At 67.1% G+C, this 25,728-nt stretch carries 24 protein-coding genes; 3 read left to right on the forward strand and 21 right to left on the reverse strand.

What is annotated here, in order from left to right; genetic code table 11:
* Positions 1-123 precede the first annotated feature (123 nt).
* Genes ODR01_RS05650 through ODR01_RS05680 form a run of 7 tightly spaced genes read right to left on the reverse strand, consistent with a single transcriptional unit; the run spans position 124 to position 8,849 of the window.
* Positions 124-1,089 carry an FAD:protein FMN transferase gene (locus tag ODR01_RS05650; RefSeq protein ID WP_316976634.1) on the reverse strand — a complete coding sequence of 322 codons (966 nt, stop codon included), beginning with the start codon at positions 1,087-1,089 and terminating at the stop codon, positions 124-126.
* Complete coding sequence (locus tag ODR01_RS05655) at positions 1,086-1,709, reverse strand: nitrous oxide reductase accessory protein NosL (RefSeq protein WP_316976635.1); 624 nt, start codon at positions 1,707-1,709, stop codon at positions 1,086-1,088. The genes ODR01_RS05650 and ODR01_RS05655 overlap by 4 nt, the downstream gene beginning before the upstream one ends.
* A complete protein-coding gene (locus ODR01_RS05660; protein WP_316976636.1) occupies positions 1,706-2,527 on the reverse strand; it encodes an ABC transporter permease subunit in 822 nt (273 codons plus the stop codon). The genes ODR01_RS05655 and ODR01_RS05660 overlap by 4 nt, the downstream gene beginning before the upstream one ends.
* Complete coding sequence (locus tag ODR01_RS05665; protein ID WP_316976637.1) at positions 2,524-3,444, reverse strand: ABC transporter ATP-binding protein; 921 nt, start codon at positions 3,442-3,444, stop codon at positions 2,524-2,526. The genes ODR01_RS05660 and ODR01_RS05665 overlap by 4 nt, the downstream gene beginning before the upstream one ends.
* Positions 3,441-4,727: a nitrous oxide reductase family maturation protein NosD gene (locus ODR01_RS05670; RefSeq protein ID WP_316976638.1), complete on the reverse strand. Its 1,287-nt coding sequence runs from the start codon at positions 4,725-4,727 to the stop codon at positions 3,441-3,443. The genes ODR01_RS05665 and ODR01_RS05670 overlap by 4 nt, the downstream gene beginning before the upstream one ends.
* Complete coding sequence (nosZ, locus tag ODR01_RS05675) at positions 4,724-6,655, reverse strand: TAT-dependent nitrous-oxide reductase (protein WP_316976639.1); 1,932 nt, start codon at positions 6,653-6,655, stop codon at positions 4,724-4,726. The genes ODR01_RS05670 and nosZ overlap by 4 nt, the downstream gene beginning before the upstream one ends.
* A gap of 28 nt (positions 6,656-6,683) precedes the next feature.
* Complete coding sequence (locus tag ODR01_RS05680; protein ID WP_316976640.1) at positions 6,684-8,849, reverse strand: 4Fe-4S binding protein; 2,166 nt, start codon at positions 8,847-8,849, stop codon at positions 6,684-6,686.
* A gap of 181 nt (positions 8,850-9,030) precedes the next feature.
* On the opposite strand from ODR01_RS05680, the gene ODR01_RS05685 reads away from it, so the two are divergent.
* Positions 9,031-9,981: a ferritin-like domain-containing protein gene (locus tag ODR01_RS05685; RefSeq protein ID WP_316976641.1), complete on the forward strand. Its 951-nt coding sequence runs from the start codon at positions 9,031-9,033 to the stop codon at positions 9,979-9,981.
* A gap of 10 nt (positions 9,982-9,991) precedes the next feature.
* Here ODR01_RS05685 and ODR01_RS05690 read toward each other — a convergent pair whose 3' ends face one another.
* The 3 genes from ODR01_RS05690 to ODR01_RS05700 all read right to left on the reverse strand — a co-directional run bounded on the left by ODR01_RS05690 (position 9,992) and on the right by ODR01_RS05700 (position 12,077).
* A complete protein-coding gene (locus ODR01_RS05690) occupies positions 9,992-10,870 on the reverse strand; it encodes a DMT family transporter (protein ID WP_316976642.1) in 879 nt (292 codons plus the stop codon).
* A gap of 171 nt (positions 10,871-11,041) precedes the next feature.
* Positions 11,042-11,404 (reverse strand): hypothetical protein, encoded by a 363-nt coding sequence (locus ODR01_RS05695; RefSeq protein ID WP_316976643.1) that lies wholly within the window; start codon positions 11,402-11,404, stop codon positions 11,042-11,044.
* 280 nt (positions 11,405-11,684) lie between these two features.
* Entirely contained in the window at positions 11,685-12,077 is a 393-nt protein-coding gene (locus ODR01_RS05700; protein WP_316976644.1) for an acyl-CoA thioesterase, read from the reverse strand.
* Positions 12,078-12,207: 130 nt separating this feature from the next.
* Between ODR01_RS05700 and parE the strand changes: the two genes are divergently transcribed.
* On the forward strand, positions 12,208-14,196 hold the full coding sequence (gene parE / locus ODR01_RS05705) for a DNA topoisomerase IV subunit B (RefSeq protein WP_316976645.1): 1,989 nt from the start codon (positions 12,208-12,210) through the stop codon (positions 14,194-14,196).
* Between the two features lie 108 nt (positions 14,197-14,304).
* Positions 14,305-14,874 (forward strand): hypothetical protein, encoded by a 570-nt coding sequence (locus tag ODR01_RS05710; RefSeq protein ID WP_316976646.1) that lies wholly within the window; start codon positions 14,305-14,307, stop codon positions 14,872-14,874.
* Positions 14,875-14,877: 3 nt separating this feature from the next.
* Here ODR01_RS05710 and argC read toward each other — a convergent pair whose 3' ends face one another.
* The 11 genes from argC to ODR01_RS05765 all read right to left on the reverse strand — a co-directional run bounded on the left by argC (position 14,878) and on the right by ODR01_RS05765 (position 25,727).
* Positions 14,878-15,849, reverse strand: a complete 972-nt coding sequence (gene argC, locus ODR01_RS05715; protein WP_316976647.1) for an N-acetyl-gamma-glutamyl-phosphate reductase — start codon at positions 15,847-15,849, stop codon at positions 14,878-14,880.
* An 89-nt stretch (positions 15,850-15,938) separates the two neighbouring features.
* The gene (locus tag ODR01_RS05720; RefSeq protein WP_316976648.1) at positions 15,939-16,844 is read right to left on the reverse strand and encodes a DMT family transporter; all 906 of its coding nucleotides are present in this window, start codon (positions 16,842-16,844) and stop codon (positions 15,939-15,941) included.
* 87 nt (positions 16,845-16,931) lie between these two features.
* Positions 16,932-18,968 (reverse strand): hypothetical protein, encoded by a 2,037-nt coding sequence (locus ODR01_RS05725; RefSeq protein WP_316976649.1) that lies wholly within the window; start codon positions 18,966-18,968, stop codon positions 16,932-16,934.
* 394 nt (positions 18,969-19,362) lie between these two features.
* Positions 19,363-19,875 carry a 30S ribosomal protein S9 gene (gene rpsI, locus ODR01_RS05730; RefSeq protein WP_316976650.1) on the reverse strand — a complete coding sequence of 171 codons (513 nt, stop codon included), beginning with the start codon at positions 19,873-19,875 and terminating at the stop codon, positions 19,363-19,365.
* Between the two features lie 3 nt (positions 19,876-19,878).
* Positions 19,879-20,343 (reverse strand): 50S ribosomal protein L13, encoded by a 465-nt coding sequence (rplM, locus tag ODR01_RS05735; protein WP_316976651.1) that lies wholly within the window; start codon positions 20,341-20,343, stop codon positions 19,879-19,881.
* 163 nt (positions 20,344-20,506) lie between these two features.
* On the reverse strand, positions 20,507-21,721 hold the full coding sequence (locus ODR01_RS05740) for an MFS transporter (protein WP_316976652.1): 1,215 nt from the start codon (positions 21,719-21,721) through the stop codon (positions 20,507-20,509).
* Between the two features lie 326 nt (positions 21,722-22,047).
* A complete protein-coding gene (locus tag ODR01_RS05745) occupies positions 22,048-22,587 on the reverse strand; it encodes a DNA-3-methyladenine glycosylase I (protein WP_316976653.1) in 540 nt (179 codons plus the stop codon).
* Between the two features lie 5 nt (positions 22,588-22,592).
* A complete protein-coding gene (locus ODR01_RS05750) occupies positions 22,593-22,832 on the reverse strand; it encodes a DUF1467 family protein (protein ID WP_316976654.1) in 240 nt (79 codons plus the stop codon).
* 11 nt (positions 22,833-22,843) lie between these two features.
* Positions 22,844-23,248, reverse strand: a complete 405-nt coding sequence (gene mce / locus ODR01_RS05755) for a methylmalonyl-CoA epimerase (protein ID WP_316976655.1) — start codon at positions 23,246-23,248, stop codon at positions 22,844-22,846.
* 17 nt (positions 23,249-23,265) lie between these two features.
* The gene (locus tag ODR01_RS05760; RefSeq protein ID WP_316976656.1) at positions 23,266-24,930 is read right to left on the reverse strand and encodes a ribonuclease J; all 1,665 of its coding nucleotides are present in this window, start codon (positions 24,928-24,930) and stop codon (positions 23,266-23,268) included.
* Entirely contained in the window at positions 24,930-25,727 is a 798-nt protein-coding gene (locus ODR01_RS05765; protein WP_316976657.1) for a type III pantothenate kinase, read from the reverse strand. The genes ODR01_RS05760 and ODR01_RS05765 overlap by 1 nt, the downstream gene beginning before the upstream one ends.
* Between the last annotated feature and the right edge of the window lies 1 nt (position 25,728).

Raw genomic sequence — 25,728 nt, forward strand, 5'->3', positions numbered from 1 at the left:
ACCCGATCGGTTCGTCCACGGGTCCTGATGCGTGGTTGCAATGGTCGGGGAGTGTTCCCGCCATGTCAAGGTGAAGTCGCCGATGCGGTCGGCGGAGGGTTTCCATCTATAAGGCGATGATGGCTAAAATGTGATGGTCGCGGCTCTGCCCTGCGCGCGCAGCCGCACCCGGCGGATGGCGGTTCCCGGCAGTGCGGCGCGGATGCTGTCCAGCGGCATCAGCGAGAAGGCCGTCGACCAGGCGTCCGCCTCGGTCGCCGTCGGCGCCTCGACACCGATCCAGGCATAGGTGCCGGCGGGGTTGCCGCTGCGCGGGTCGAAAAGGTGGTTGGCGGCGGCGTCGGGCGCGAAGGGCGTGCCGTCGGCGGCGGAGACGGCGATTGCGCCTTCGACCAGCGGGATGGCCCCCTCCCCGTCGCCAGCCGCGACCTGCCACGGGCGGCCGTCGGGATGGGCGCCGAGGGCGCGGGTTTCGCCGAGGCCGAGCAGGATGTTGTCGAAGCCCTCCGCCCGGAAGCGCTCGGCCACCCGGTCGGTGATGTAGCCTTGGGCGATGCCGTTCAGCGTGACGGCCATGCCCGGCTTGGCGAAACGGATGCGCGCCGGATCGACCTCGACGGCCCGCCAGTTGACCCGGGCCAGCGCCGCCTCGATGACGGCGCGCGGCGGCCCCGCCGGATCGGCGGCCGCGCGCGAGAAGTGGGCGGCGTAGGCTTCCCACAGGGGCTGGACCGTCACATCGAAGGCGCCGCCGCTGGCCGCGGAAACGGCCTGCGCGCGGGCCAGCAGTTCGACCAGCTCGATGGGCGGCGATTCCAGGACCCCCTGGCGGTTCAGGCGGATCAGCGCCGAATCGCCGCGATAGAGGCTGAAGATCCTTTCCAGGCGGCCGACCTCGGCCAGGGTCAGGGCGATCAGGCGGCCGGCCTCGGCGGCCGGCAGCACCATCTCGGCTTCGGCACCCAGCACCACGCCCTTCCAGCGGCTTAAGGGGACGGAGGCCCGGGCCGCCGGCAGTCCCGCCAGGGCGGCGACGGCGGCGCCGCCGACGGCGATGCGGATGAAGCGACGGCGCGACAGGGTGGTCATTTCGCGGGGCTCCCTCCGGTGGTGCACAGGGCGCCGGGCTGGGTCAGATCCGAAAGATCGGCGTGGGCCGCGCCATGACCATGGGAAGGCATCCCCCCGCCCGCTCCCATCGTTTCGGCGGCGTCCGACAGCACGTAATCCTCGGGAATATCCTTCCAGCGGACGATATGTCCGCCCCGACGGCGGACGAAATCCTCGGCGGCGTCGCGGACCGAGAAGGGCACGGCCTCCGGCGCTCCCATGCCGCCGCGCACGTCGCTGCCGATGGCGAAGAAGGCCTCCGCCGGGTCCATCCACACCTTGGGATCGTCCCAGCTTTCGGCGCGCGCCATGTCGGTGACGTAGATGGCGACGATGTCCTTGGGCTCGTCGGGCAGCTTGGTGAAGGCCACGGCGTCGCGCACCGACGGGAACCATAGCGGCCCGCCGCCTTTTTCGGCGGCGCTTTTCAACAAGATCTGCACCTTCGGTCCCTGGTGGTCGAGGAGGATCATCTGGCCGAAGTGGGTGACCGCCTCGCGGTCGGGGACGACCGGCGGCGGCTTGGCCGCCGTTTGGTTGCCATCATCGCACCCGGCCAGCAACAGCAGGGCGGTCAGGGCGAAGGCGAGCCGCTTCATAGTTCCTTCCTCTTGAACAGGCCCCAGGCCGCCGCCAGGGGCGCCAGCGTCCAAACGACGAGCGCGGCCAACGGCGAGGCCGGGGACATTCCCTCGGTCGCCACCGCCAACCCGGTCAGGCTGCCGGCGGTGTCGAACCCGGCCAGCGTCAGCAGGCGGTAGGCGTCGCACGGGTTGGCCAGCAACAGGAAAGGCGTGATGTCGCCTACCACTCCCTGCCCGCCGGTCGCCACCAGAAGGCCCAGCAACCCCATGTCGTAGAGCAGCACCATGAACAGCCACACCACGATGGCGATGCCGGCCGCCGTCGAGCGCTCGCGGACCGCCGCACTGATGACATAGGCGATGGCCAGGAACACCCATCCCAGCAGCACCGAGGACCCGACGAGGCCCGCGAAGGCCCGCCATTCAGCGGCCGACGGCGCCGCCACTGCGGCAATCGCCACCGCTGCGGCGCCGAACCCGAAGACGGTGGCGAACGTCACGATGGCGGCATGGCCGAGGAACTTGCCGACAATGACCCGCCCGCGCGACACCGGATAGGCAAGCGTCAGCAGCAGGGTGCCCCGTTCGGCTTCGCCGACGATGGTGTCGAAGGCCAGCAGGAGCGCGATCAACGGCAGCAGATAGATGGAGAGCGAGGACAGCGACACCACCGTCACCGTCAGGCGCCCGGCCGCCACCTCGCCGGTGGGGGTACTGCCGACGAAGGCCAGCGCCAGGGCCAGGGCCGCCAGCAGCAGCGTGGCGGCGGCGACCCAGCGGTTGCGCAGCCCCTCGCGGATTTCCTTGTCGGCGATGATGAGCGCGATCCTCATGACTGGGCCTCCCGGCTGCCGAACACGGCGTAGATCTCCTCCAGGCTGGGCGGCAGGATATCGATATCCTCGACGCCATGGATGCCGTCCGCCAGGCTGCGCACCGCCGCCATCTTGTCCCCCGCCTCTACCGCCAGTTCGACGGTGCGGCCGTTGACGAAGGTGATCCGGCTGCCTGGCCCGGCGGCGCGGGCCAGGGAATCGGCGTACTCGGGTGGCGCCTTGACGCGGATGCGCACCGGCAGCCCGGCCTGCCGGCGCAGGCCGTCCAAGGTGTCGCAGGCGACGAGGCGCCCGTGTCTGAGGATGGCGATGCGGTCGGTACGCATCTCCAGTTCGGTCAGCACGTGCGAGGACAGGATGACGGTGGTGCCGGCCTTCTTCAGGTCCTCGATGAAGCCGAAGAAGGTGCGCCTGAGGACGGGGTCGAGCCCGGTCGTCGGCTCGTCGAGCAGCAGCAGGCGCGGCCGCCCGAGCAGGGCCTGGGCGAGGCCTAAGCGCTGGCGCATGCCCTTGGAATAGGTGCGGATGCGATTGCCGCCCGCCTCGGCCAGGCCGACCCGTTCGAGCAGGTCGAGGGCGGCGGTGCGGCTCTCGCCCTTCAGCCGGGCGTAGAAGGTGAGCGCCTCGATGCCGGTCATGGCGTCGCCGAAGGTGACGTTCTCGGGCAAAAAGCCGATGGCGCGGCGAAGCGCCACCGCCGCCGGCGTGCCTGCCCGGGCGCCCAGCACCCAGGCCTCGCCGGCGCTTGGCCGGGTCAGGCCGAGCAACAGCTTCATCGCCGTGGTCTTGCCGGCGCCGTTGTGGCCCAGCAACGCCAGCAGTTCCCCTTCCGGCACATCGAGGGTCAGGCCGTCCAATGCCGTCGCCGCGCCGTAGCGCTTGGCGAGGTCTAGGGTGCGGATGACGGAGGTCATGACGGGTCCCTCGGCTTGGATGGCACGGCGGCGACGGAAGGCGGTCGCATCAGCGGCGCGGTGTCGACGACGCCGCCGGGCAGGATGGCCGGAAAGGCCGCCTGCGCCTGTTTGAGGACCTGCAGCGCCGGGCTGGTCAGCAGCAGCTTGGCGCGCGGCACCCGCCACAGGATGTGGTCGATCAGGCCGTTGGGGCGGTAAGGCTGGTCGGCGATGCCGTCGCCGTTGAGATCGAAGGACGGCTGGTCGCTCCAATAATTGCCGGCACCGCCCTCCGTCCACACCAGGTCGCGGCTGCCGACGTATTTCACCTGGAAGCGGTTGCCGATGAAAGCGTTGCCGCTGACCGTGTTGCGCTCGGAGCCGGCGGTGAAGTGGATGCCGATGCCGCAGCCCTGGAAGTGGTTGCCACGGAAGACGTTTTTGTTGGCGTTGTAGATGAAGACGCACTTCTCGCCGCCGTCGATGACGGCATTGCCCGCCACGGTGCTGTCGTTGGCGTAATTGAACAGAAGCCCGTGGTCGCGGTCCCCCTGCGAGAGGTTGCGCAGGACCTCGATGTCCTTGGAGAACATCAGGGCGTAGCCGACGTGGTTGCCGATGGACACGTTGTCGCGCACGGTCGATCGGTTGGTGTACATGTAGTGGATGGCGAAACGCAGGTCGGAGAAGCGGTTTTCTGCGAACTCGTTGCGCTCCGACGTGGTGACGAAAATGCCGTCGCGGCCCCATTGGATGTCGTTGGCGATGACCTTGGCGCCCGGGGCGTTCCACAGGTGCACGCCGTTGCCCCGTTCGCTCATCCGCAGGTCCTGGCGGCCGGCGATGCGGTTGTTCCGCACGACGGTGGCCGCCGATCCCTTGAGGAAGACGCCGAACAGGTTGCCTTCGATGACATTGCCTTCGATCAGCGTCCCCGTCGCCGTCTTTTCTACGAAGATGCCGGCATCCTCGCCGGCCAGGCTGGTGCCGGACCCGCGGATGGTCAGGCCGCGGATGACGGTGCCGGGCGCCTTGACGACGATGACGCTGTCCCGTCCCACCCCCTCGACAATGGCCCCCGGTTCGCCTTCCAGCGTCAGGGGCCGATCGACCATTACCGGTCCCCGGTAGACGCCGGCGGCCAGACGCAGCGTCGAGCCGGCGGCCGCCGCCGCGACGGCGGCCGCCAAGTCCGCGCGGTCGGCTAGCGGCACCACCGTTTGCGCCCGGGCCGGAGCAAGGCCGATGCCGGCGGCCGCGAGGGCCACCAGCATCAGCGCGAGGGGAGGCTTACGGGTCATGCCCGCTTCTTCGGTTCCACCAGCATGCGACCGCGCATTTCCATGTGCAGCGCATGGCAGAACCACATGCAGTAGTACCAGTGCACTCCCGGCCGGTCGGCCTTGAAGGTGACCGATGCCGTCTGCATGGGGGCGATTTCGAAGGCGATGCCGTAGTTGGCGATGGTCAGCCCGTGGGTCAGGTCATCGACCTCGTCGATGTTGGTGACCACCAGCGTCACCTCGTCGCCTTCCTGCACCGTGAATTCGCTGAGGCTGAATTGCGGCGCGGTCGAGTGCATGTAGACCCTGACCTTGTTACCGTCGCGGAAGACGTGTTCGGCCGCCTCCGGATCGACGCCGTCGGCCTTCATCATCGCCACCGTATCGGCGAACATGGGGTCGTCGCGGTCCCACACCGACTTGGGGTTGAGGAGATCGGCCTTGACGATGATGCAGTCGTGCGGCTCGGCGAAGGTGGGGCCGTCGTGGACAAGGCGCATTTCCTTGTCGTCGCTGATGTCGATCAACTGGTCGTTCTCGGGCTTCAGGGGGCCGACGTTGAGGAAGCGATCCTTCGAGAACTTGTTGAGCGAAACCAGCCATTTGCCGTCGGTGTCCAGGGTCTCGCCCATCGAGGAGTGGTTGTGGCCCGGCTGGTAGTGGACGTCGAGCTTCTGCATGATCGGGTCGACTTTTTCACCGGCGAAGGCGCGCCTCGCCTTGTCGATGTTCCACCTCGCGATCTGGCTGTCGAGGAACAGCGTGGTGTATGCGTTGCCGCGGTTGTCGAAGGCGGTGTGAAGCGGGCCGAGGCCGAGTTCGGGTTCGGCGACGATGACGTCGCGTGGCTGGATCTTGCCGTCGAACAGGTCGTCCAGCTTGCGCACGTCCATCACCGAGACGGTGGGCGACAGCTTGCCGTTGATACAGACATGGATCTGGTCCGGCGCCGTATTGATACCGTGCGGGCTGGTCGAGATCGGGATGTAGGCGGTATAGGGCGATCCGTGGCGGCCGTCGAACACCGGCACCCCGCCCATCTCCTTGAAGTCGCCCTTCTTGAGGCCCTCTTCGATGCGCTTGATGTTGAAGACGACCACCCAGTCCTGCTCGTTGGCGGTCATGCCGGCGATATCGACCGCCTCTTCCGAGTTGTAGCAGGTCGAGAAGGCGTATTTGCCCTGGTAGTCGGCATCGACGTTATCGAGGTTGCCGTCGACCATGACCTGCCAGGCAACCTTCATGGCGTCGCCGTCCACCGCCGTGAAGATGGCGTGGTACTTGGTCGGATCGTTGAGGTCGCGGCCGTCGTTGGGGATCGGCACGCGGTGTTCGCCGTTGGCGAAGATATACCCGGTGCGTGGGAACTTTTGCGGCCGCAAGCCATGGATGTCCGAGGCGTTCGGGATCTCGATGATCTTGTCGGTCTTCATGACGTCGCAACGGATGCGGGCGACACGGGTGTTGGCCTTGTCGTTGATGAAGATGTAACGGCCGTCGTAGCGGCCCTCGGTGAACGACATATGCGGATGATGGGCGTCGCCGTTCTTCCAGATGCCGCCCTTGTCGGCCAGGAACTGGCGGGTTTCCGGCAGCAGCCCCTCGGTCAGGATCTTGCGGCTTTCGTTGGTGGTGCCCCAGCCGGTGGCGCTGTCGATGTTGAACACCGGGATGCGCATCAGTTCGCGCATCGAGGGGACGCCGAAAATCCGTACCTCTCCAGACTGGCCGCTCGACCAGAAGCCGTAATATTCGTCGAGCTGGCCGGGCTTGACCTCGATGGAAGGGCGTTCCTGCGCCAGGGCCGGACGGCTGCCTGCCGTCAGCGCGCCCAGTCCGCCGATGCCGGCGGCGCCCGCCAGCCCGGCCAGGGTTGCGGTCTTGGCGGTGGTGCCCAGCAAGGCCCGGCGCGAGACGCCGGAATTCTTATTGTTGGATATCGTCATTTCGTCCTCCGTTTCATGGCGGTAATCCCTAGTCTTGCCGGGCGGCGAGCGGTTTCGCCGCAAGACCGTCGGCAGGCGTTTCGCCGTCGCCGGGACGGCGCGAGAGGGCCGTGCGGCGCTCCCGCTTCAGACGCACCGTGATGTTGTGCGGACAACGGTGATCGTCGAAGTAGAGTTCCTGGCAATGCAGGCAGTAGATGCATTCGTTGGGGTTGATGTGCCCTTCGGGATGGATCGACTGGACCGGACATTCGTGCGCGCAGCGATGGCACTGGCTGCCGCATTCGGGCCAGCGCTTCAGCCATTCGAACATGCGCACGCGCCCGGGGATGGCCAGCGCGGCGCCGAGCGGGCACAGGTAGCGACAGAAGAAGCGCTCGACGAACAGCCCGATCGCCAGCAGCAACCCGGCGTAAATAACGTAAGGCCAGTCGCGCACGAACTTGAGCACGATCGCCGTCTTGAAGGGCTCGACCTCCGACAGCCGCTCGGCCAGCGCCAGGTCGTAGAGCGACAACCCGAACAGCCCCAGGAAGATCATGTACTTGATCGGCCACAGCCGCTCGTGAAGGCCCCACGGTACCCGCCACTGCTTGACGCCCAGCGTGCGGGCGATGCGGTTGGTTAGTTCCTGCAGGGCGCCGAACGGACACAGCCAGCCGCAGAACGGGCCGCGCCCCCAGAACAGCAGGGCGGCGGCCGTGGCGAACCACAGGATGAACACCAGCGGATCCATCAGGAAGTATTCCCAGCTGAAATCCGTGGCCAGCGCGTTGCTGAAGGCCAGCACGTTGACGACCGAAAGCTGGGCGTTCATCCACCAGCCGAGCCAGACGAGGGTGTAGGTGAGGAAGCTCAGGCGCACGATGTCGAGCAGCTTGGGCCGCTTCACCAACTGGGACTGGAAGAAGAAGATCGCCGTCAGCGTCAGAATGCCGAAAAGGCCGGCGGCGATGCTGGGCAGGTTGTTCTCCCAGATGCTTTTCCACAGCGCCGTGCGCCCGCCGTCCTGGGGCGCGGCTGCCGTCTTCGGGCTGCTGGGCGCCGGCTGCGGCGGGGGCAGCGGCGTCAGGTAGGGTTCCGGCACCGCATAGCTGACTTCGAAGGTGACGAAGACTTTCGACAGCGCCCCGGTCGCCCGCTGCACCAGAAGCCCCAGCCGCCACGGCAGCGCCGCCTGGAACCCGGCATCGGTCGGCACCGTGAAGACGCCGATCTCGGGAAATGCGGGCGCTCCGGCCGCGCCCAGCGCCCGCAGACGGTGATGGTCGCGGTCGCGGAAGCGGACGGTGATGGTGTCCTGGTTGATCTGGATGCGGTCGAAAATGCCGCCCCGCACATAGCCCGATCCCTTGAAGGAATAGGCCCCGACGCCAGCCACCAGAATCGCTTGCTGTCCTTCCTTAAGGCGTTGCTTCAGGTTGGCGTACTCGGCCTCGCCCAACAGCGAACGGCCGATGGTCGGCACGCTGACCTGGGCGACGTACAGATCGACGAAGGGGTCCTCGGCGGCGCCGGCGGCGGGACGGCGGGTCGCCTCGGCATCGCCGGATTTCTCGAACGCCGCGTTGACGTCGCCCACCGTCAGGTGCAGGCGCCTGACGCTGCCGTCGCCCAGCAGGGTCTGCCAGTCTTCGGTCCCGCTTTTGCCGGTATCGATGGACCGCTGCGGTCCCGCCTCTTTCTGCGCCATCGACTGGCCACCGAGGCCGAGCTTGCGCGCCACCTGCGCGGCGGCGCGGGTGACGCTGTCCTGGATGACCAGGACCGTCACGGTGGCGCCGCTGATGATGTCGGGTCCGCGGCTTCCGGCGGGCACCGTCATCGAAACGGCGTCATACCCGACCAGGCCGGCAAGAAAGGCGACGATCTTGGCTTCGGGGATGCCGACGAGGACGATGGGCTCGTGGTGGGCGACCAGCTTGGCGCCGGAAATTTTTCCCTCGACCGTCAATCCGACCAGGATCTGGATGGGCCGGCCGGAATAGCCGACCGAATTGGCGATGTCGGAATTGAGGAAGACGTAACCCACCAGCTCGTCGCCCCGATAGGCCGGGATGACCGGCGGATCGGCCTTGGCCGGCCCGAGCCGGTCGGCGCCGGGAACCAGTTCGGCCGGCGCGGCCTTTTCGAGGAAGCGCCCGATCTCGGCGGCGTCGGCGCTTCCCGCTGAAATACCGACTAAAATCGTCAACCATATGACGAACAGGGCTTTCGGTAGTTTTGGCCGGCCGCGCATTGCCCCGTCCCTATTGTAGAGCGAACAAGTAGGATAATATTTGCCATGGTACAAGGTTCACCGCCTTGATCAAGGTCAACGACACCGTCAACCGGGGGTAGCTATGGTCGGACGGGGTGAAGTCGATGGAGGACCGATGGCCGGCCAGCGGACGGTAACGTTTTCGACGGTTCCCGAGGTCAAGACGATCGAGGATCTCTTCGCCATCGCCACCGCGATGGAGCACGAGGCGGCCACCCGCTACGCCGACCTCGCCGGCCGCATGGAGCGCCAGGGCAACGGTTCCCTCGCCACCCTTTTCCGAAGGCTCGAAAAGGAGGAAAGCGGACACGAGGATGGCCTCGGCGCGTGGGCCGGCCGCCGTGGCATCGTGCCGTCGGCGCCTTTCCATTTCAGCTGGGACATGCCGGAAACCCTGACGGAACAGCAGTTCGCCGAAGCCGGCGGCGATTTTTTGGCGACGCCGTGGCGGATTCTGGTCGTGGCGGCCGGCAACGAGGAACGCGCGTTTGCCTTCTACGCCAACATCGCCGCCAAGACGTCGGATCCGGATGTACGAACCTATGCCGAGGCGATGGCCCGCGAGGAACTGGATCATGTCGCCCTGTTGCGCCTGGAACGCCGGCGGGCGTGGCGCCGGGAGCACCCCGAACCGGCGGCCGAAAGTCCGGTCGAGGAGATTCCGGCCAGCCTCGGCGCCTTCGAGCGCCGCTGCCGCGACGCGGCCTTGGACACCGTGGGCCGGTGGCGGAACGCGGCGCGGGCGGCGGAAGCGGCAGGCGACGCCGTTACGGCCGAACTGTTCCTCACGCTGATCGGTGAAGAGGCGGCGCGCCTGCCAGGGGGCGCGCCGGCGGAGGAAGCCGCCGTCGCCACGCCGCATGGGGATCTGCGCGGCCTGGTGCAAGACGAGGCCCGCCGGGTCGAGGCATCCTACGATTTCATGATGGCTGTGGCGGAAAAGGCCGGCGACGAAACCCTGGTCGCCAGGGCGCAGGCGGAAGCGCGCGAGAAGCTGTCCCAGTTGGCCCGTCTCGGCGATCGTCTGGCCGCCCTCGGTGTGCGCCCTTCACACCCTCGGCTGTAACGGCCGCCGGTCAGGTGGGTATCGAAGGGCCGGCGGGGCCCTCTGGCGCGGCGCTGTGGCTTTCGCGATAGGCGATGTAGACGGTGCTGGCAAAGATGACCGCGCCGCCGATCCAGACCCAAAGTTCCGGCACCTCGCCGAAGAAGACGTAGCCGATGATGGCTGCCCACCCCAACTTGGTGAAATCGACCGGCAGGACGGCAGTGGCGTCGGCCAGCCGAAAGGCCTGGGCACCCGCCATGTGCATCGCAGCGCCGATGGCGCCGACGCCGATCAGCCATCCCCAGGTGGCCGGCTCCGGCCATTGCCAGACGAACAGCGCCGGAATGAGCGAGAACGGCGTGATCAGCAGCCCGGCATAGGCGGCGATGGTGAAGGACGAATCGGTGCGCGACAGCCGCTTGATGACGATCAGAGCCAGGCCCCAGACGGCAGCAGAGACGAGCACCAACAGGGCGCCAAGGCTCATCGCCTCGGTGCCCGGCCGGATGATGATCAGCGCCCCGAAGAGGCCGGCGAGCAGGGCGGCCAGCCGCCGTGTCCGTAGTCTCTCGTGCAGGAACAGCACGGCGAAAAGCGTGGCGAACAGCGGCGATACGAAGCCGAGCGAGGCCACCTTGGCGAGCGGCGTGATTGCCAGCGCGTAGAAATGGGTGAGCATGGCGACGAGGTTGAGGAAGGCGCGCAGCGCGTGTCCGCCGATCTGGTGGGTCCTCAAGGGCTCCCAGCCGACGCGCAGCAGCCAGGGGGCCAGCACGACGAAGGCGAACAGGTTGCGGAAAAAGACAATCTCGAAGGGATGGAGGTCGGCCGAAAGATGGCGCACGACACCGGCCAGGCATCCCGATCCCAGTGCCGCCGCCAGCATGAACAGGGGACCGGCTGCCATCCTGGGGAAGCGCTCGAAGAGGGCCCTCGGGGAAGGCTGATCGTGGACAGCCGACGAGGGCTCGGGATCGGCCATGGAGCCTCGCATCGGTGGGAGCGGAAGGTCGGGCCAACCTAGCACCCCGACGCCTCGCGGAAAAGCTTCGCCCGCCCCGTCGACGAACGTCCGGCTTCACGGAAGGTCGATGGTCAGCGTTTTGCCGCCGTTGCCGTGCACCTTGTCGTGGGCGCGGATCTGCACCTGGCGAACGGCGGCGGGGACCCGCACGCCGCCGAGGGATCGGGTGAAAGGCTGCTCGTCCTCGTGGGGATGCAGCAGTTCCCGGCTGGCCAGGATGGTGCCATCGGCGGTCAGGATGTCCCAGCGATCGGCATAATGCTGCCAGCCCGTGTCGTCATGGCGGACGGCGACCTCGAACCGATAGGTTCCACCCCCTTCCCGATACGCCATGGCTTCCACCACGTCGGCCTGTCCGGCCCAGGTCGCGGTGGCTAACAGGGTTCCGCCAAGGGTGGCGGTCGGCAGGATTTTCATCTGGCACGTCCTCCCGGTTTATCCCTTTCCGGTATGGGAACCTTTCGCATGTCCGGCCACACACGTTGGCGTGAGAGCCGGCGGTTTTCGGCCATGCAAGAAATATGTTGCTATTTTGTTCTTGTTTATTATATGCTTTGTTCTCTTTCCAGCCACCCAGGAGGACGGTGCGATGGCCTTGCGGCTTAGGGTTTCGGAATTCTCGTCGCTGACGCTCTGCTTTGCGGCCGCCTACGTATGGCTGCTGGTGGGCTGAGCCATTCCCCTGCCCGCCCCGGCCTCACGCTTCCGGCGGGACCGGGCGCTTTTTGCCGGCGGCGTCCAGCGCCACGTAGGTGAAGATCCCCTCGGTGACCTTGACGCGCTTGCCGGTATCCTGGCGCAGGGCCCAGGCTTCGAGGCGGATGGTGATCGAGGTGGTGCCCACCTTCTTGATTTCGGCATAGCAGCACAGCACGTTTCCGACATGGACCGGCGCGTGAAAAACCATGCCCTCCACCGCGACGGTGGCGACCCGGCCGCGGGCCCGGCTGGTCGCGCAGGCGCCGCCGGCGATGTCCATCTGCGACATCAGCCAGCCGCCGAAAATGTCGCCGCTGGGATTGGTGTCGCGCGGCATCGCCACCGTGCGGGTGGTCAGTTCGCCGTGGGGGGTCGAGGGGTCGTCGCGCATGGCGGAAACGGGCTCCTTCGCCACAATATCTTGTGAGTTTGCCGTCAAGCCGGTACTGTATCACGCTTGCGAAAGCCGCCAAGCCCCAATCTGGCGAGGCGACTGCCATGGACTTTCCGGGAAACGGTGAATGAACGATCTTTTTCAATTCGCGACGCCGCAGGACGCCAACTATTCGGCCAAGGACATCGAGGTCCTGGAGGGGCTGGAGCCGGTCCGCCGGCGCCCCGGCATGTACATCGGCGGTACCGACGAGACGGCGCTGCACCACTTGGTGGCGGAGATCCTGGATAATTCCATGGACGAGGCGGTGGCCGGGTTCGCCAACCGCATCGACATTGAAATGCAGGCCGGCGACGTGGTGACGGTGCGCGACAACGGCCGCGGCATCCCGGTCGATCCCCATCCCAAGTACAAGAACAAGTCGGCGCTCGAGGTCATCCTCACCACGCTCCATTCGGGCGGCAAGTTCGGCGGCAAGGCCTACGAGACGTCGGGCGGATTGCATGGCGTCGGCCTGTCGGTGGTCAACGCGCTGTCCGACGAGCTTACCGTCGAGGTCGCCCGCGACCGTCGGCTGTGGCAGCAGCTCTACCAGCGCGGCCAGCCGAAGACGCAGCTCAAGGACCTGGGCGCGGTCCAGAACCGGCGCGGCACCACCATCACCTTCCATCCCGATCCCCAGATCTTCGGGGATGCCGTGCATTTCCGGCCGGCCCAGCTCTACCGCCTGGCCCGCTCCAAGGCCTTTCTCTTCCGTGGCGTCGAAATCCGCTGGTCCTGCGATCCCGCCCTGCTCAAGGCCAACGATCCGATTCCGGCGCAGGAAACCTTCCATTTCCCCGGCGGGCTGGGCGACTACTTGGCCGGCGCCCTGGAAGGCCGCCGCACGGTGACGGAAACTCCCTTCGCCGGGCAGGCCAAGCTCAACGGCGAATCCGGGCGCGTCGAATGGGCCATCGCCTGGCCGGCCGACGACGAGGACGGCTTCGCCAATTCCTACTGCAACACGGTGCCGACGCCGCAGGGCGGTACCCACGAGCAGGGGCTGCGCTCGGCCCTGATCAAGGGCCTCAAGGCCTATGCCGATCTGGTCAACAACAAGCAGGCGGCCAAGGTGACGCCCGAGGACGTTATGGGCACCGCCTGCGTCATGCTGTCGGTGTTCATCCGCGATCCCCAGTTCCAGGGCCAGACCAAGGAGCGGCTGTCCTCGCCCGAGGCTTCGCGTCTGGTCGAGGCGTCGGTGCGCGACCACTTCGACCATTGGCTGTCGGCTGCCCCGGCGATGGCGGAGGCGCTGCTGGCCAGCATCATCGAGCGGGCCGACGTCCGCCTGAAAAAGCGCCAGGACAAGCAGCTCAAGCGCCAGTCGGCGACCCGGCGGCTGCGTCTTCCCGGCAAGCTGGCCGACTGCACCCACAATTCGGCGGCCGGCACCGAGATCTTCCTGGTGGAGGGCGATTCGGCCGGCGGCTCGGCCAAGCAGGGCCGCAACCGCCAAACCCAGGCCGTGCTGCCGTTGCGCGGCAAGATCCTTAACGTGGCTTCCGCCTCGGTCGACAAGATCCGCGAGAACCAGGAACTGAGCGACCTTGTCGAGGCCCTGGGCTGCGGCGTCGGCGATGCCTACCGCGAGGAGGCGTTGCGCTACGAGCGCGTCATCATCATGACCGATGCTGACGTGGACGGCGCCCACATCGCCACTCTTTTAATGACGTTTTTCTTTAGGAAACTTCCAAAACTTATTGAAAACGGTCATCTTTTCGTGGCGATGCCTCCCCTGTACCGGATTACCCAAGGCGGCAAGACCGTGTATGCGCGCGACGACGCGCACAAGGACGAGATCATGCGGACGTTCCGCGACAACGCCAAGGTCGAGATCAGCCGCTTCAAGGGCTTGGGCGAGATGCCGGCGGCGCAGTTGCGTGAGACCACCATGAACCCCGACAGGCGCATTCTTCTCAGGGTCACGGTGCCCGACCTCAAGGCCGGCGATGACGCCGCCGCCGTCGAGGCGACGGCGGAGTTGGTGGAGTGCCTGATGGGCCGCAAGCCGGAATTGCGCTTCGCCTACATCCAGGAGCACGCCCAGTTCGTCGACAACCTCGATGTGTGAGCATTAAATTTGCGTCATGATCGTCGGCCGCACTTCCGTTTCGGGGCGCCGCCGCCTATCTGAGCGTGGATCGGACCGAGCTGAGTTCGGGCATTCAGGAGACGTGAGATGATGGCGCTTCGTCCCATGGCGGCCCTTGCCGCGGTGGCGGTCGTTGCTACCGCCTGTACCGGCGAGATCATGACGAGCGAGCTGCATCGCCCCAATTCCGACAGCTTTTTTCGCTATAGCGCCGGTCGCGGCGAGATGCTGGCCGTCGTCGTCGGCAACCCCTTCCCCGTTTCCAAGGACGTGTTGGATCGCGTGGTGACGGACGCCATGCTGGGCAATCACAATGGGCCGATGACGCAATTCTCGACCAATCCGGGGCCGAAAGCCGACCACAACCAGCGCGTCGTCGTCGCCTTCAATACGCCGACGGCCATGCACCCAAGGTCTCTGTGCGGAAATCCCACCGCCATCCCGACCGCCGCCGCGGAGGCCGGCAAGCTGCGCGCCGAGGTCGCCTTCTGCGTGGAGTCGGACCTTTATTCCGACGTCGACATCAGCATCCCGGCGGTGTCCTCGCCCAACGATCCCCGCTTCCGCCACATGATCGCCAGCGCCATGTGGGAACTGATCCCGACGCGCGATCCACTGAGCAGCAGCAACGACGACTGCTTCGGGCCCGGCTGCTGAGGCTCAATAGGCCGGGTTGACGACGCCGTCCAAGCCCGCCTCTTCCGTGAGGCCGAGCATCAGGTTGACGTTCTGCACCGCCTGACCCGAGGCGCCCTTGCCCAGGTTGTCGATCAGTCCCACGACCACGGCCTGTTCGCGCCTGGCGTTGCCGAAGACGTGAAGACGAAGCTCGTTGGTGCCGTTCACGGCTTCCGGCTCCAGTCCGCTCATCGCCGCCGTCTCTTCGAGCGCCGCCACCCTGACGAAGCGCTGCCCGGCGTAATGGGCGGCCAGCGCCGCGTGCACCGCCTCGGAGGTGACCGCGCCCGGCAGCGCCCACAGCTGCAACGGAACCTGCACAATCATGCCCTGGCGGAAGCGCCCGACGCTGGGCACGAACAGCGGCCGGTGATCGAGGCCGCCCCACTTGCGGATCTCCTCGGTGTGCTTGTGCTCAAGCCCCAGCGCGTAGACGCGGAATGGCACCTCGGTGTAATCCGGCGCCGCCTTGTTCTCGAAGCTGGCGATCATCTTCTTGCCGCCTCCCGAATAACCCGAGATGGCGTTGATGGTGACCGGGAAGTCGGCGGGCACAAGACCGGCCGCCACCAGGGGATGCAGCATCGAGACGGCAGTGATGGCGTAGCACCCCGGATTGGTCACCCGCTTGGCTTGCGCGATGGCGGCGCGTTGGCCCGCGTCGTATTCGGGCATGCCATAGACCCAGCCGTCGGCGACCCGATGGGCGCTGCTGGCGTCGACCACCCGGGTGGCCGGATTATCGATCAGGGTCACCGCCTCGCGCGAGGCGTCATCGGGCAGGCAGAGGATGACGAGATCGGCGGCGTTCATGGCGTCGCGGCGCCGGGCCGTGTCCTTGCGCTCGGCCTCGGGCAGGCTGACAAGGGCGACGTCTTTCCGCCCCGCCAGCCGGGCACGGATCTGCAGGCCGGTGGTGCCGACCTCTCCGTCGATGAACACCTTGGGCGTCATGGTTCGTCGCCTCCGTTCCGTCACTGCCCCTTTCGGGGACCAAAGAGATGCGCAAGGACATCCACGAAAACCAGCCAAAAATCAACCGTTCAATTGCCGCCCCCCGTCAGACGGCGGTGCAACAAGGCCGGCAGGCGGCCGTCGACCACCAGCAGCCCGAGGCCGATGACGGCCATGCCGGCGATCTCCACTGCGGTGATGGCCTCTCCCAGGAACAGGGCGCCGAGGAGCGAGGCGCTGACCGGGATGAGCAGGGTGACGAGCAGCACGTTCACCGCGCCGGCCGTCCGCAGGACCTGGAAATAGAGGATGAAACCGAAAGCGCTGCAAAGCACGCCGATGCCGAGCAGGCTCGCCACTCCGCCGGCCGACAGATGAAGAAACCGCGCTCCGTCGTGATAGGCGGCGAGCGGCAGGCACATCAGCGAAGACGCCAGTTGCATGCCGCAGGCGGCCACCGGCGGCGGGATGGTCGGGAAGCGCCGCCAGAAAAGGCCGGCGATGGCGTAGGACAGCGAGGCCAGCATCACCATCGCGCCGCCGGTCAGCGTGTCCGGACCGGCCGGATTGGCGGAGCCGATGCCGAACAGGACGGCGACTCCGGCGACGCCCAGGACCACACCGACCAGCTTTTTGCCCGTCACGTTCTCGTCGCGGACCAGGAAGAAGGCCAGGATGGCGCCGAACAGCGGCGTCGTCGCGTTGAAGATCGAGGCCAGCCCGCTGTCGATGAAGGTCTGGCCGGAAGCGATCAGCGTGAAGGGAATGAAGTTGTTGAGGAAGCCCATCGCCAGGAAGGCCCGCCAGTGGCGCGCCAGGGCCAGCGTAAGCCCCTGCATCCTGAGGACCGCGTAGAGGACCAGGCAGCCGATCAGCACCCGCCCGAAGACGACGCCGAAGGGGCTGAGCTCGGCCAGCAGGACGGCGTTGAAGAAAAACGAACCGCCCCAGACGATCGAGAGCGTCACCAGCATGATCCAGGCGTTCAACGGCATCGGGCGGCTTCTCCAGTCGGTCGGTCGGGCAGTCTGCCTTCCGGCGGTGGGCCGGTCCATCCGCTTCTTGCACGTGAACCTTGAGTTTCAGGGGGTAGGAAGACGCTCGATTCGCTTTCCGTCCACGACGAGCGCCGCATCGGGGTCGACGGCGGGCATCCCCTGGCGGACGAGCCGGCGCTCGCCGGCGATGTCGGCGACGACCCTTAAGGGGCCGGAAACGCCGTCCACGCTGACGTCGATCTTATCGCCGTCGCGCGCCACCCGGCTGCGGATGGCCTGGACCGTGCCCATGAACGCGGTGAAGGCGGCCTCGTCGGCCAACCCCTCGGCGGCGTGGGCCCACAGCGTCGCGACGCCTCTTCCCTCGGTGCGCACAGGGGAATGGGTGGCGGTGAGCCGGAGCGCGCGATGCGCCAGCCCGTCGTTGACGAGGACGAAGGGCACCAGCCGGCGCTCAATGTCCCAGGCCCCCAGTGGCCGCAACGCCGCCGCCGCGTCCTGGCGGCGAATCACCAGCGTCGAGCCCCCGGGAATCGGGATCTCCTGGGCGACGTAGGGCTGGAAATCGAAGCGGGCAAGGGTCTCGGGCGTCTTGCCGGCATCCTTTGCCAACCGCTCGAACTGGAGGTCGCTCACCCTCGCCTCCGTCCGTGCGGTGATGGGCGAATAGAGCCACGCCTTGCACCAGGCGGTTCCGACCGGCGCTACGGCGCTATGGTCATAAACCGAGAATCCCGGCCCGCCCGGCACCGCCTTGATGGTCTCGCGGCCGATCAGGCGGCGGTCGGCGTCGAGGAAGTTGAGGTAAAGCGAAAAGGGGCCCCCTTGCAGCGTGGCGCGCAGGCGGTAGGTGGCCCCCGGTTCGGCGGCGGCGTAGTGGGCCAGGCCGACGCCCGCGGTCTCGTCGCCGTCGCCGACGGCCACTTCGATCCGCCCGTCGCGCCGCCCGATGGCGATGGTGGTGCGGCCGCCGTCCGGAGCGGGCTCGGGGCGCCAGGCACTCATCTTCCGGAACACGTCGAGCGGACGGCCGTCGAGCCAGTAGTCGGCGTCGGCCGGCAGGGTGATGACCGTTTCCTGGGCGGTCAGCTCGCCGCGGCCATCCTGGACGGCGGCGACGAACAGCACCTCCGGTCCGTTCTGGACGCTGGCGATGAAAGGTGCCAGGTGCATTGCCTTCATATGGCCCGAGCCCGCCTCGAGCGTGCGGTTGAGACCGTAGTGGTCGCGGCGGCCGTCCATGAAGGCGTTGATGACCGGCACGTCGCGTCCGCCGCCGAGATTGATCATCAGGAGCGCGTTGTCGTGATGCGTGGAATGCGATTCCGCCGAGGCGATGGAAAAGCCGTTGCCGAGATAATGCGAATAGCGCCGGTGAGGCGCCTCGCCGAAGCGGGCGGTGACGAAGCGCGGGCGCGGCGCGTCCCACCAATGCCGCGCCATGGCCGAGGGCGGAACCCAGGCGGCGTCGGCGAACGGCCCGAAACGGCGTCTCTGGCCGCCGGCGGTCCAGCCGGCGCGCGCGGCGAAATCATCGAGACGGCCGCTGTTGAATAGCCGGTTGTAGCTGCGGCTGTGCGGGCCGCCCAGGCGCTCCGCCGGCCGGTACCAGTTGAGGGCGACGTCCGTCCACACGATGTCGAGGCCGCGGCGGGCCAGCGCTCGCGCCTCCTCGCTCCGGGCCAGGTTGGCGATGAGGGCCAGGTTTTCGAGATCGACGTAGTAGTAGTCGGGGCTCAGGTACTCGGTAATGCCGACGCGGGCGGTGAAGGCCAGCCACTGGCGCAGGTGCGAACGGCCTTCCTCGGCCAGCTTGGGATCGTCGAACTGTTCGCCCAGCGCAATCAGGTTCCAGGCCTTCATCAGGTAGATGTTGGTGTAGGCGACCGAGACCTTGTGGTTGACGATCCCCGTGCGGGCCAAGCGGAGCAGGCTTTCGAGACGTTGGCGCGGCTGCTCGGCCATGCGCTCGCGGAAAAGAATCCAGGCGACCATGGCCATACGGGTGGTGAACTCCACGCCGTTGTAGTCGACCACCGTCGCATCGCCATGATACCAGCGGACGTTGCCATAGGACTTGCTGGCGGAATCGGTATCCTGAAGGTCGGCCAGCGCCGCCACGGCCCGTTCGATGCGCTCGGGCGCGGTGCCGACGGCGAGGCCGTCGAGGATGACATTGAGCAGATCCCAGCCAAATGGCCCGCGGCCGCAGGTTGCCGTCGGGAAACAGCCGCGCCCAGTTGGCGTCGAGGCGTTGGGCCACGCGCGCCGTTTCCCCGGGGGTCGGTTGCCAGATGGCGGGCTCGGCGGCCGCGGCCATCGAGGCCGTGGCCAGGGAGAGGACGAAACCCCGCAGGGCCATGACGGGAACGAGGGAAATCTTTGCCATAGGCCTCTCGCACATCCTGTTCGGGAAGACGCCGCACCGGTCATAGTAACCCGGCAGGACGCCCGCCGAAAAGCAAAGGGCCCGCCGATCGGCGGGCCCCTTTTTCGTGCGATGACCGCTGGCGGTCTAGCGCTTCGAGAACTGGAAGCTGCGGCGGGCCTTGGCGCGGCCGTACTTCTTGCGCTCGACGGCGCGCGAATCGCGGGTCAGGAAACCGCCCTTCTTCAGCACGCCGCGCAGGTTGGGCTCGAAATAGGTGAGCGCCCGGCTGATGCCGAGGCGGACGGCGCCGGCCTGTCCGGACAGCCCGCCTCCCGTCACCGTGCAGAACACGTCGTACTGGCTGCTCCGCTGGGCGGTGTCGAACGGCTGGTTGATGATCATGCGCAGTACCGGCCGGGCGAAGTACACCTGGACGTCGCGCCCGTTGACCGTGATGCGGCCCGCACCCGGCTTGATCCACACGCGGGCGATGGCGTTCTTGCGCCGGCCCGTGGCATAGGCGCGCCCCTGGGCGTCGATCTTGGGTTCGGGCAGTGCGGCTTGCGGCTGCGGCTCGGCCTTCCTCGGCGCAACGGCGGCCGTCCGGCCTTCGATGGCCTCTTTCAGGTCCTCGAGGGTCTTCACATCCTCGGCCATGCCTTACGCACTCCTCTTGTTCTTCGGATTCATCGCCGCGATGTCCAGGGCTTCCGGCTGCTGGGCGGCATGGGGATGCTCGGGACCCCCGTAAACGAACAGCTTCTTCATCTGCTGGCGGCCCATCGGGTTGCGCGAAAGCATGCGCTCGACCGCCTTCTTGATGACGAACTCGGGCCGCTTGCCGGCCAGCGCCTCGTCGGCGGTGCGCGACTTGATGCCGCCCGGGTGCCCGGTATGCCAGAAGTATTCCTTCTTGAACATCTTCCGGCCGGTCAGGTGCACCTTCTCGGCGTTGATGACGATGATGTTGTCGCCGCAATCGATGTGCGGCGTGAACATGGTTTTATGCTTGCCGCGCAGGCGCATGGCGATGATGCTGGCCAGCCGTCCGAGGACGAGGCCTTCCGCATCGATCACGAACCATTTGCGCTCTACGTCCGACGGTTTCGCCGAATAGGTTTTCATCGTTCCCTTGCAGAGCTGGAAAACACAAAGTCCGAGCCGGTCTCGCCGGCTCGTGGGGCGCGGAGTATGCCATAGGAAAACCGGAAGTCAACGGAAAAAGCGTTGAAAATTCGGGGGTTACGAGAACGGTATTATAATACCGCGCCTCAGTCGCCCGCCCCGCCTACTCCGCCGCGCCCACCTGCAGCGGCCGCGCCGGCTGCCGGGAGGGTTCGCCGGGCAGCAGGAAGCCGATGGCCGAGGCGGCGGCGGCCAAACTGGCCAGGATGACGAACAGCCAGAAGAAGTCGCCGCTGGCGTCGAACAGCGCCCCCTCCAGCTTGACGCCCAGGCCGCTGGCGACGCCGATGGCGAATACGAACTTGAGGCCGTAGAACAGGCCCCTCCGGTGGCTGGGTGCGTAGCGGGCCACCAGGCAGTTCTCGGCCGGCAGCGAGCCGACATTGGCCGTCACCATGAGGACGGCGATCACCACCAGCAGCGGGCCGCCGATCTGGGAGGCCAGCACGAGAAGCGGCACCTGGCAGAGGAAGGCCAACTGGTAGACGGTCTTCAGCGAATAGCGGTCGGCCAGCCGCCCCGAAATGATCTGCAGCACGCCGGCGGTGCCATAGACGATGGCCACCATGACCGAGATGCCGAAGGCGCCGCCCGCCGCGAAGTCGGCGACGCGCAGCGAGAACACCTTGGGCAGCCCCGCCTGCGTCGCCTGATAGATCATGCCGTTGCAGATCATGGTGACGAGAAGCACCAGGATGACGCGGATGGTGTCCTGGCGCGAGACCGGCGGCTCGACGCGGCGGTCCGTCTTGCTTTCCACGATGTCGCCCCTAAGCACCAGGGCGCAAAAGACGACGCCCGTGACGATGATCAGGGCACCCGGCAGGATGAAGGCGGCCCGCCAGCCGAAGAGGTCGATCAGGGCGCCAGACATCAGGGCGGCGGCGGCCGGGCCGAAGCCGCCGAACATCCCGTTGACGCCCAGCGCCATGCCGCGGTTGAACGCGTTGCGCACCAGCCAGGCCATGCCGACCGGATGATAGATGGAGCCGAACAGCCCCGTCGTCGCCAGCCAGAAGGCGATGGCGAACGGCGTGTCGGCCAGTCCCGTCAGCACCATCCCGCCCCCGGTGCCGAGGAAGAACAACGTCATCATGCCGACCGCGCTCCAGCGGTCGCCCAGCCAGCCGGCGAGCGGCGCCATCACGCCGAACAAGATGTTGCTGACCAGGATGAGGGACACGGCCTCGCCGTGGCTGAGGCCCAGTTCCGGCTCCAGCGCCAGCACCGCGATATAGAAGATCGGCGCGAACAGGTGCGAATAGCTGTGGGCGACGCAGGAAAAGCCCATCGACAGTGGGGCCGAATAGCGGGACATGGTTTCTGTTTTCCTTCGGGTAGCCGGCTCCGGGCGCCGACACATGTTTCTTCATATAGAGCGCCTTGGGCCGGCTGTCACCGGGCGTACTTGCGCAAAACGCAAGGTCGTTGCGGGAATCTCCTCTCCGCAACGCGGTTGATAAACAGACAGGGTTTATCTATTATTGGTCGATCCTGATCGGCCGAGGATTGCCCGGAATGGCTGACTACCGGGTTTTGGGAGGTTCAAAGAGGCTTCCAGGCCTCGCCGTCGGTGGCCGGAGACGACATTGGATCGGCAAGACCCTTCTTGGTCTTGCCGATTTCCTTTTTCCGGGGCGGCTTCTATCGGCCTCTCCGCCACGGCGGATCGAGCGCGGCGATGCGCGTGAAGGCCGGGCAGTCCTCGCGATGGGCCCCCGGCAGATAACCGATGCTCATCAGGAACTCATTCACCACCTCGCCGCCCGTGAACTTGAAGGTCTTGCGGAAGACCTTGACCCATTCTTCCAGGGTCAGCGGATGGCGCTCCGCGATCCAGGCGGCGAACCCGCCGTCGGTATCGCGGAGCGCGCGGATGCGGCGGGCGTTTTCGATGATGGCGGCGACCTTCAGGCGGTTGCGCACGATCCCCGGATCGGCCAGCAGGCGGGCGACATCGGCCTCGCCATAGACGGCCACCGTGTCGACGTCGAAGCCGTCGAAGGCCGCCCGCATGCCCTCGCGCTTGCGCAGCACCAGCAACCACGACAGACCGGCCTGGAAGATTTCCAGCGACAGTCGTTCGAAAAGCGCACTCTCGTCGGTAAGCGGAAAGCCGTATTCCTCGTCGTGATAGGGCCCGTGCAGGGGATGGCCCGGCGCCGCGTCGCAATACCCGGACATGTCCGTCAGCTCCTCAACGAAATCCAACCCTGATCCATGATGACGTAGACGATGGCCCACAGGATGCCGGCAATGGCCGTCGTCGCTGCCACCTTGATGGCCAAGTGCGGTTTGCGGGGCGCGCTCGGCGCGTGGCCGCGGGCGACGTCCACGGCGTCGAGCGGCTGGTTACCCCACGGCAGAACCATGAAGATCACCAGCCACCAGATGACCAGATAAACCGCGATGCCGCTGATCCATCCCATGGCGGGGCCTCTCACGCCTGTTCGAGTTCGACCAGGGTGCCGGCGAAGTCCTTCGGATGCAGGAAGACCACCGGCTTGCCGTGGGCCCCGGTCTTCGGCCGCCCGTCGCCCAGAATCCTGGCGCCGGCCGCCGCCAATTGACGGCAGGCGGCCTCGATGTCGGGGACTTCGTAGCACAGATGATGGATGCCGCCGTCCGGGTTGCGGGCCAGGAAGCCGGCGATGGGGGACCGCTCGCCCAGCGGTTCCAGCAGTTCGATGCGGGTGTTGGGCAGATCGACGAAGACGGTGGTGACGCCGTGCTCGGGCAGCGCCTTGGGCTCGGAGACCCGGGCACCCAGCGTGCCACGGTAAAGCTCGGCGGCGGCGGCGAGGTCGGCCACTGCGATGGCGACGTGATTGAGACGGCCGATCATCGGCCCCCCTCCTTTGCCTACAGGCGAACCAGATGGATCTGGGTCACCGGCTTCTTGCCGATACTCTTGCGAAAACCGCGGCGCACGGCAACCCGGACCAGCTCGCGGACCGCCTCGTCGTCGGCGGCGGTGTCCGCCCTCAGGGCGGCAAGCGCGGCGCGCACCTCGGCCCGCACGACGGCCAGCGGCTCCTCCTCGTGCTCCTCCAGCAGGCCGACCACCGACACCTGCGGCTCGGCCAGCAGGCGACCGGCGGCGTCGATGACCACGGTCACCATGGCCGATCCGCCGAAAAGGGCCTTGCCGCGGCTTTGCGAGACCGTGCCGCCCAGCGGAACCAGGCGGTTGCCCTCGACCGCCAGGCGGCCAACCGGCGCCGTGCCGACGATTTCCGCGTCCCCCGGGCCCAGGCGGACCACCGAGCCGTTCTCGACCAGGACCGTCTGCGTCACTCCGCAAGACTTGGCCAGACGGGCGTGCTCGGCCAGATGGCGGGACTCGCCGTGCACCGGCACGCAGATGCGCGGCCGGACCAGCCGGTACATGGTGGCCATTTCGTCGCGCGCCGGGTGGCCCGACACGTGGACGAAGGAATCGTCCTGGGTGATGATGCGCACGCCACGCCGGACCAGCAGGTTATGAATGCGCGCGATGGCCAGTTCGTTGCCCGGGATGACCCGGGACGAGAAGATCACGGCGTCGCCCGGATCGAGCCGGATGCGCGGATGCTCGCCCTCGGCGATGCGCGCCAGCGCGGCGCGCGGCTCGCCCTGGCTGCCGGTGCAGATGACCAGCAGGTTCTCGTCGGGGATATCCTCGGCCGTGCTTTCGTCGAGGAAGGCGGGAACCTCGGTCAGATAGCCGTTTTCCAGCGCCGCGTCGTACATCCGCCACAGCGAACGGCCGGCCAGCACGACGCTGCGGTCGTTGGCGGCGGCCGCCGCCGCGATGGTCTCCAGCCGGCCGATATTGCTGGCGAAACAGCCCACCGCCACCCGCTTCCTGCAGCTGGCGATGGCCTCGGTCAACCCGGCCAGCAGGTCGGATTCGGACCCCGACGAGCCTTCCTCGAAGACGTTGGTGGAATCGCAGACGATGGCGTGGACCCCCTCCTCGCCCAGGGCGCGCAGGGTGTCCTCCTCGGCGTGGGGCCCGATGACCGGGCGCGGATCGAGCTTCCAGTCGCCGGTGTGGAACACCAGGCCGGCGTCGGTGCGAATGACGATGGCGTTGGGTTCGGGGATCGAATGGGTGAGCGTGACCATCTCAAGGTCGAAGGGCCCGACCTGGAAATGGCCGCTCAACGGCACCTGGTGAAGCGGGATGAGGTCGTCCATCCCCTCCTCGGCCAGCTTGCGGCGCAGCACCGAAAGCGTGAACGGCGTGCCGTAGACCGGGCATTGCAGGCGGTCCCACAGATAGGGCACGGCGCCGATGTGGTCCTCGTGGGCGTGGGTCAGCACAATGCCGGCCAGGCGGTCGCGCCGCTCCTCGATGAAGGCGGTGTCCGGCATCAGGACGTCGATGCCGGGCGTGCGGTCGTCGCCGAAAGTGATGCCGAGGTCGACCATCAGCCACTGGCGGTCGTCACCCGCGCCGTAGCCGTAGAGGTTGAGATTCATGCCGATCTCGCCGGCCCCGCCCAGCGGCACGAACAGCAGGTCCTTGTCGGTCGCGCCCATTACTGCGGCCGGTTGCGGCGATAGATGGAACGAAGGCCGTTCAGGGTCAGCTCGACGTCGGAGACATTGATGTAGGATGACGAATCGACGAACAAAGGTGCCAACCCGCCGGTGGCGATGACATGCATATCGGCCCCCTCGCCGCCATGATCCTCGGCGTATTCCTTGCGGATGCGCACGACGAGGCCCTCGATGAGGCCGACGTAGCCCCAGAAAATGCCCGCCTGCATGGCCGGTACGGTCGACTTGCCGATCACCCTCTTGGGCTTGGTTATGGCCACCCGGGGCAGCTTGGCGGCGGCCTGGTGCAGCGCCTCCAGCGACAGGTTGATGCCCGGCGCGATGATGCCACCGCAATAGTTGCCCTTGCCGTCGATCACGTCGAAGGTGGTGGCGGTGCCGAAGTCGATGACGATGACGGGCCCGCCATAGCGTTCGTTGGCGGCCACGGCGTTGACCAGGCGGTCGGCGCCGACCTCGTCGGGATTGTCCATGAGGACGCCGATGCCGAGATCGACGTCGGGCTCGCCGACGACCAGGGGATCGACGTGGAAGTACTTGCGGCACAGGGATTTCAGGTTGAAAAGCGTGGCCGGCACGACGGTGGCGATGATCGCCGCGTCGATGTCGGTCCGCTTGATCTCCGCCAGTTGCAGCAGGTGGGTCAGCCAGACCCACAGCTCGTCGGCGGTGCGGTTGACGTTGGTGGCGGAGCGCCACTCGCCGCGCATCTCGCCCTTGTCGTCGAAGACGGCAAAGACGATGTTGGTGTTGCCTGAATCGATGGCGAGCAGCATG

Source organism: Shumkonia mesophila (genome assembly GCF_026163695.1).
GTDB classification, from domain to species: domain Bacteria; phylum Pseudomonadota; class Alphaproteobacteria; order Rhodospirillales; family Shumkoniaceae; genus Shumkonia; species Shumkonia mesophila.

Coding starts and splice junctions, on each gene's coding strand:
- ODR01_RS05650 (WP_316976634.1), bottom strand. CDS start 1,089: ATGACCACCCTGTCGCGCCGTCGCTTCATCCGCATCGCCGTCGGCGGC.
- ODR01_RS05655 (WP_316976635.1), bottom strand. CDS start 1,709: ATGAAGCGGCTCGCCTTCGCCCTGACCGCCCTGCTGTTGCTGGCCGGG.
- ODR01_RS05660 (WP_316976636.1), bottom strand. CDS start 2,527: ATGAGGATCGCGCTCATCATCGCCGACAAGGAAATCCGCGAGGGGCTG.
- ODR01_RS05665 (WP_316976637.1), bottom strand. CDS start 3,444: ATGACCTCCGTCATCCGCACCCTAGACCTCGCCAAGCGCTACGGCGCG.
- ODR01_RS05670 (WP_316976638.1), bottom strand. CDS start 4,727: ATGACCCGTAAGCCTCCCCTCGCGCTGATGCTGGTGGCCCTCGCGGCC.
- nosZ (WP_316976639.1), bottom strand. CDS start 6,655: ATGACGATATCCAACAATAAGAATTCCGGCGTCTCGCGCCGGGCCTTG.
- ODR01_RS05685 (WP_316976641.1), top strand. CDS start 9,031: ATGGCCGGCCAGCGGACGGTAACGTTTTCGACGGTTCCCGAGGTCAAG.
- ODR01_RS05690 (WP_316976642.1), bottom strand. CDS start 10,870: ATGGCAGCCGGTCCCCTGTTCATGCTGGCGGCGGCACTGGGATCGGGA.
- ODR01_RS05695 (WP_316976643.1), bottom strand. CDS start 11,404: ATGAAAATCCTGCCGACCGCCACCCTTGGCGGAACCCTGTTAGCCACC.
- ODR01_RS05700 (WP_316976644.1), bottom strand. CDS start 12,077: ATGCGCGACGACCCCTCGACCCCCCACGGCGAACTGACCACCCGCACG.
- parE (WP_316976645.1), top strand. CDS start 12,208: ATGAACGATCTTTTTCAATTCGCGACGCCGCAGGACGCCAACTATTCG.
- ODR01_RS05710 (WP_316976646.1), top strand. CDS start 14,305: ATGATGGCGCTTCGTCCCATGGCGGCCCTTGCCGCGGTGGCGGTCGTT.
- argC (WP_316976647.1), bottom strand. CDS start 15,849: ATGACGCCCAAGGTGTTCATCGACGGAGAGGTCGGCACCACCGGCCTG.
- ODR01_RS05720 (WP_316976648.1), bottom strand. CDS start 16,844: ATGCCGTTGAACGCCTGGATCATGCTGGTGACGCTCTCGATCGTCTGG.
- rpsI (WP_316976650.1), bottom strand. CDS start 19,875: ATGGCCGAGGATGTGAAGACCCTCGAGGACCTGAAAGAGGCCATCGAA.
- rplM (WP_316976651.1), bottom strand. CDS start 20,343: ATGAAAACCTATTCGGCGAAACCGTCGGACGTAGAGCGCAAATGGTTC.
- ODR01_RS05740 (WP_316976652.1), bottom strand. CDS start 21,721: ATGTCCCGCTATTCGGCCCCACTGTCGATGGGCTTTTCCTGCGTCGCC.
- ODR01_RS05745 (WP_316976653.1), bottom strand. CDS start 22,587: ATGTCCGGGTATTGCGACGCGGCGCCGGGCCATCCCCTGCACGGGCCC.
- ODR01_RS05750 (WP_316976654.1), bottom strand. CDS start 22,832: ATGGGATGGATCAGCGGCATCGCGGTTTATCTGGTCATCTGGTGGCTG.
- mce (WP_316976655.1), bottom strand. CDS start 23,248: ATGATCGGCCGTCTCAATCACGTCGCCATCGCAGTGGCCGACCTCGCC.
- ODR01_RS05760 (WP_316976656.1), bottom strand. CDS start 24,930: ATGGGCGCGACCGACAAGGACCTGCTGTTCGTGCCGCTGGGCGGGGCC.
- ODR01_RS05765 (WP_316976657.1), bottom strand. CDS start 25,727: ATGCTGCTCGCCATCGATTCAGGCAACACCAACATCGTCTTTGCCGTC.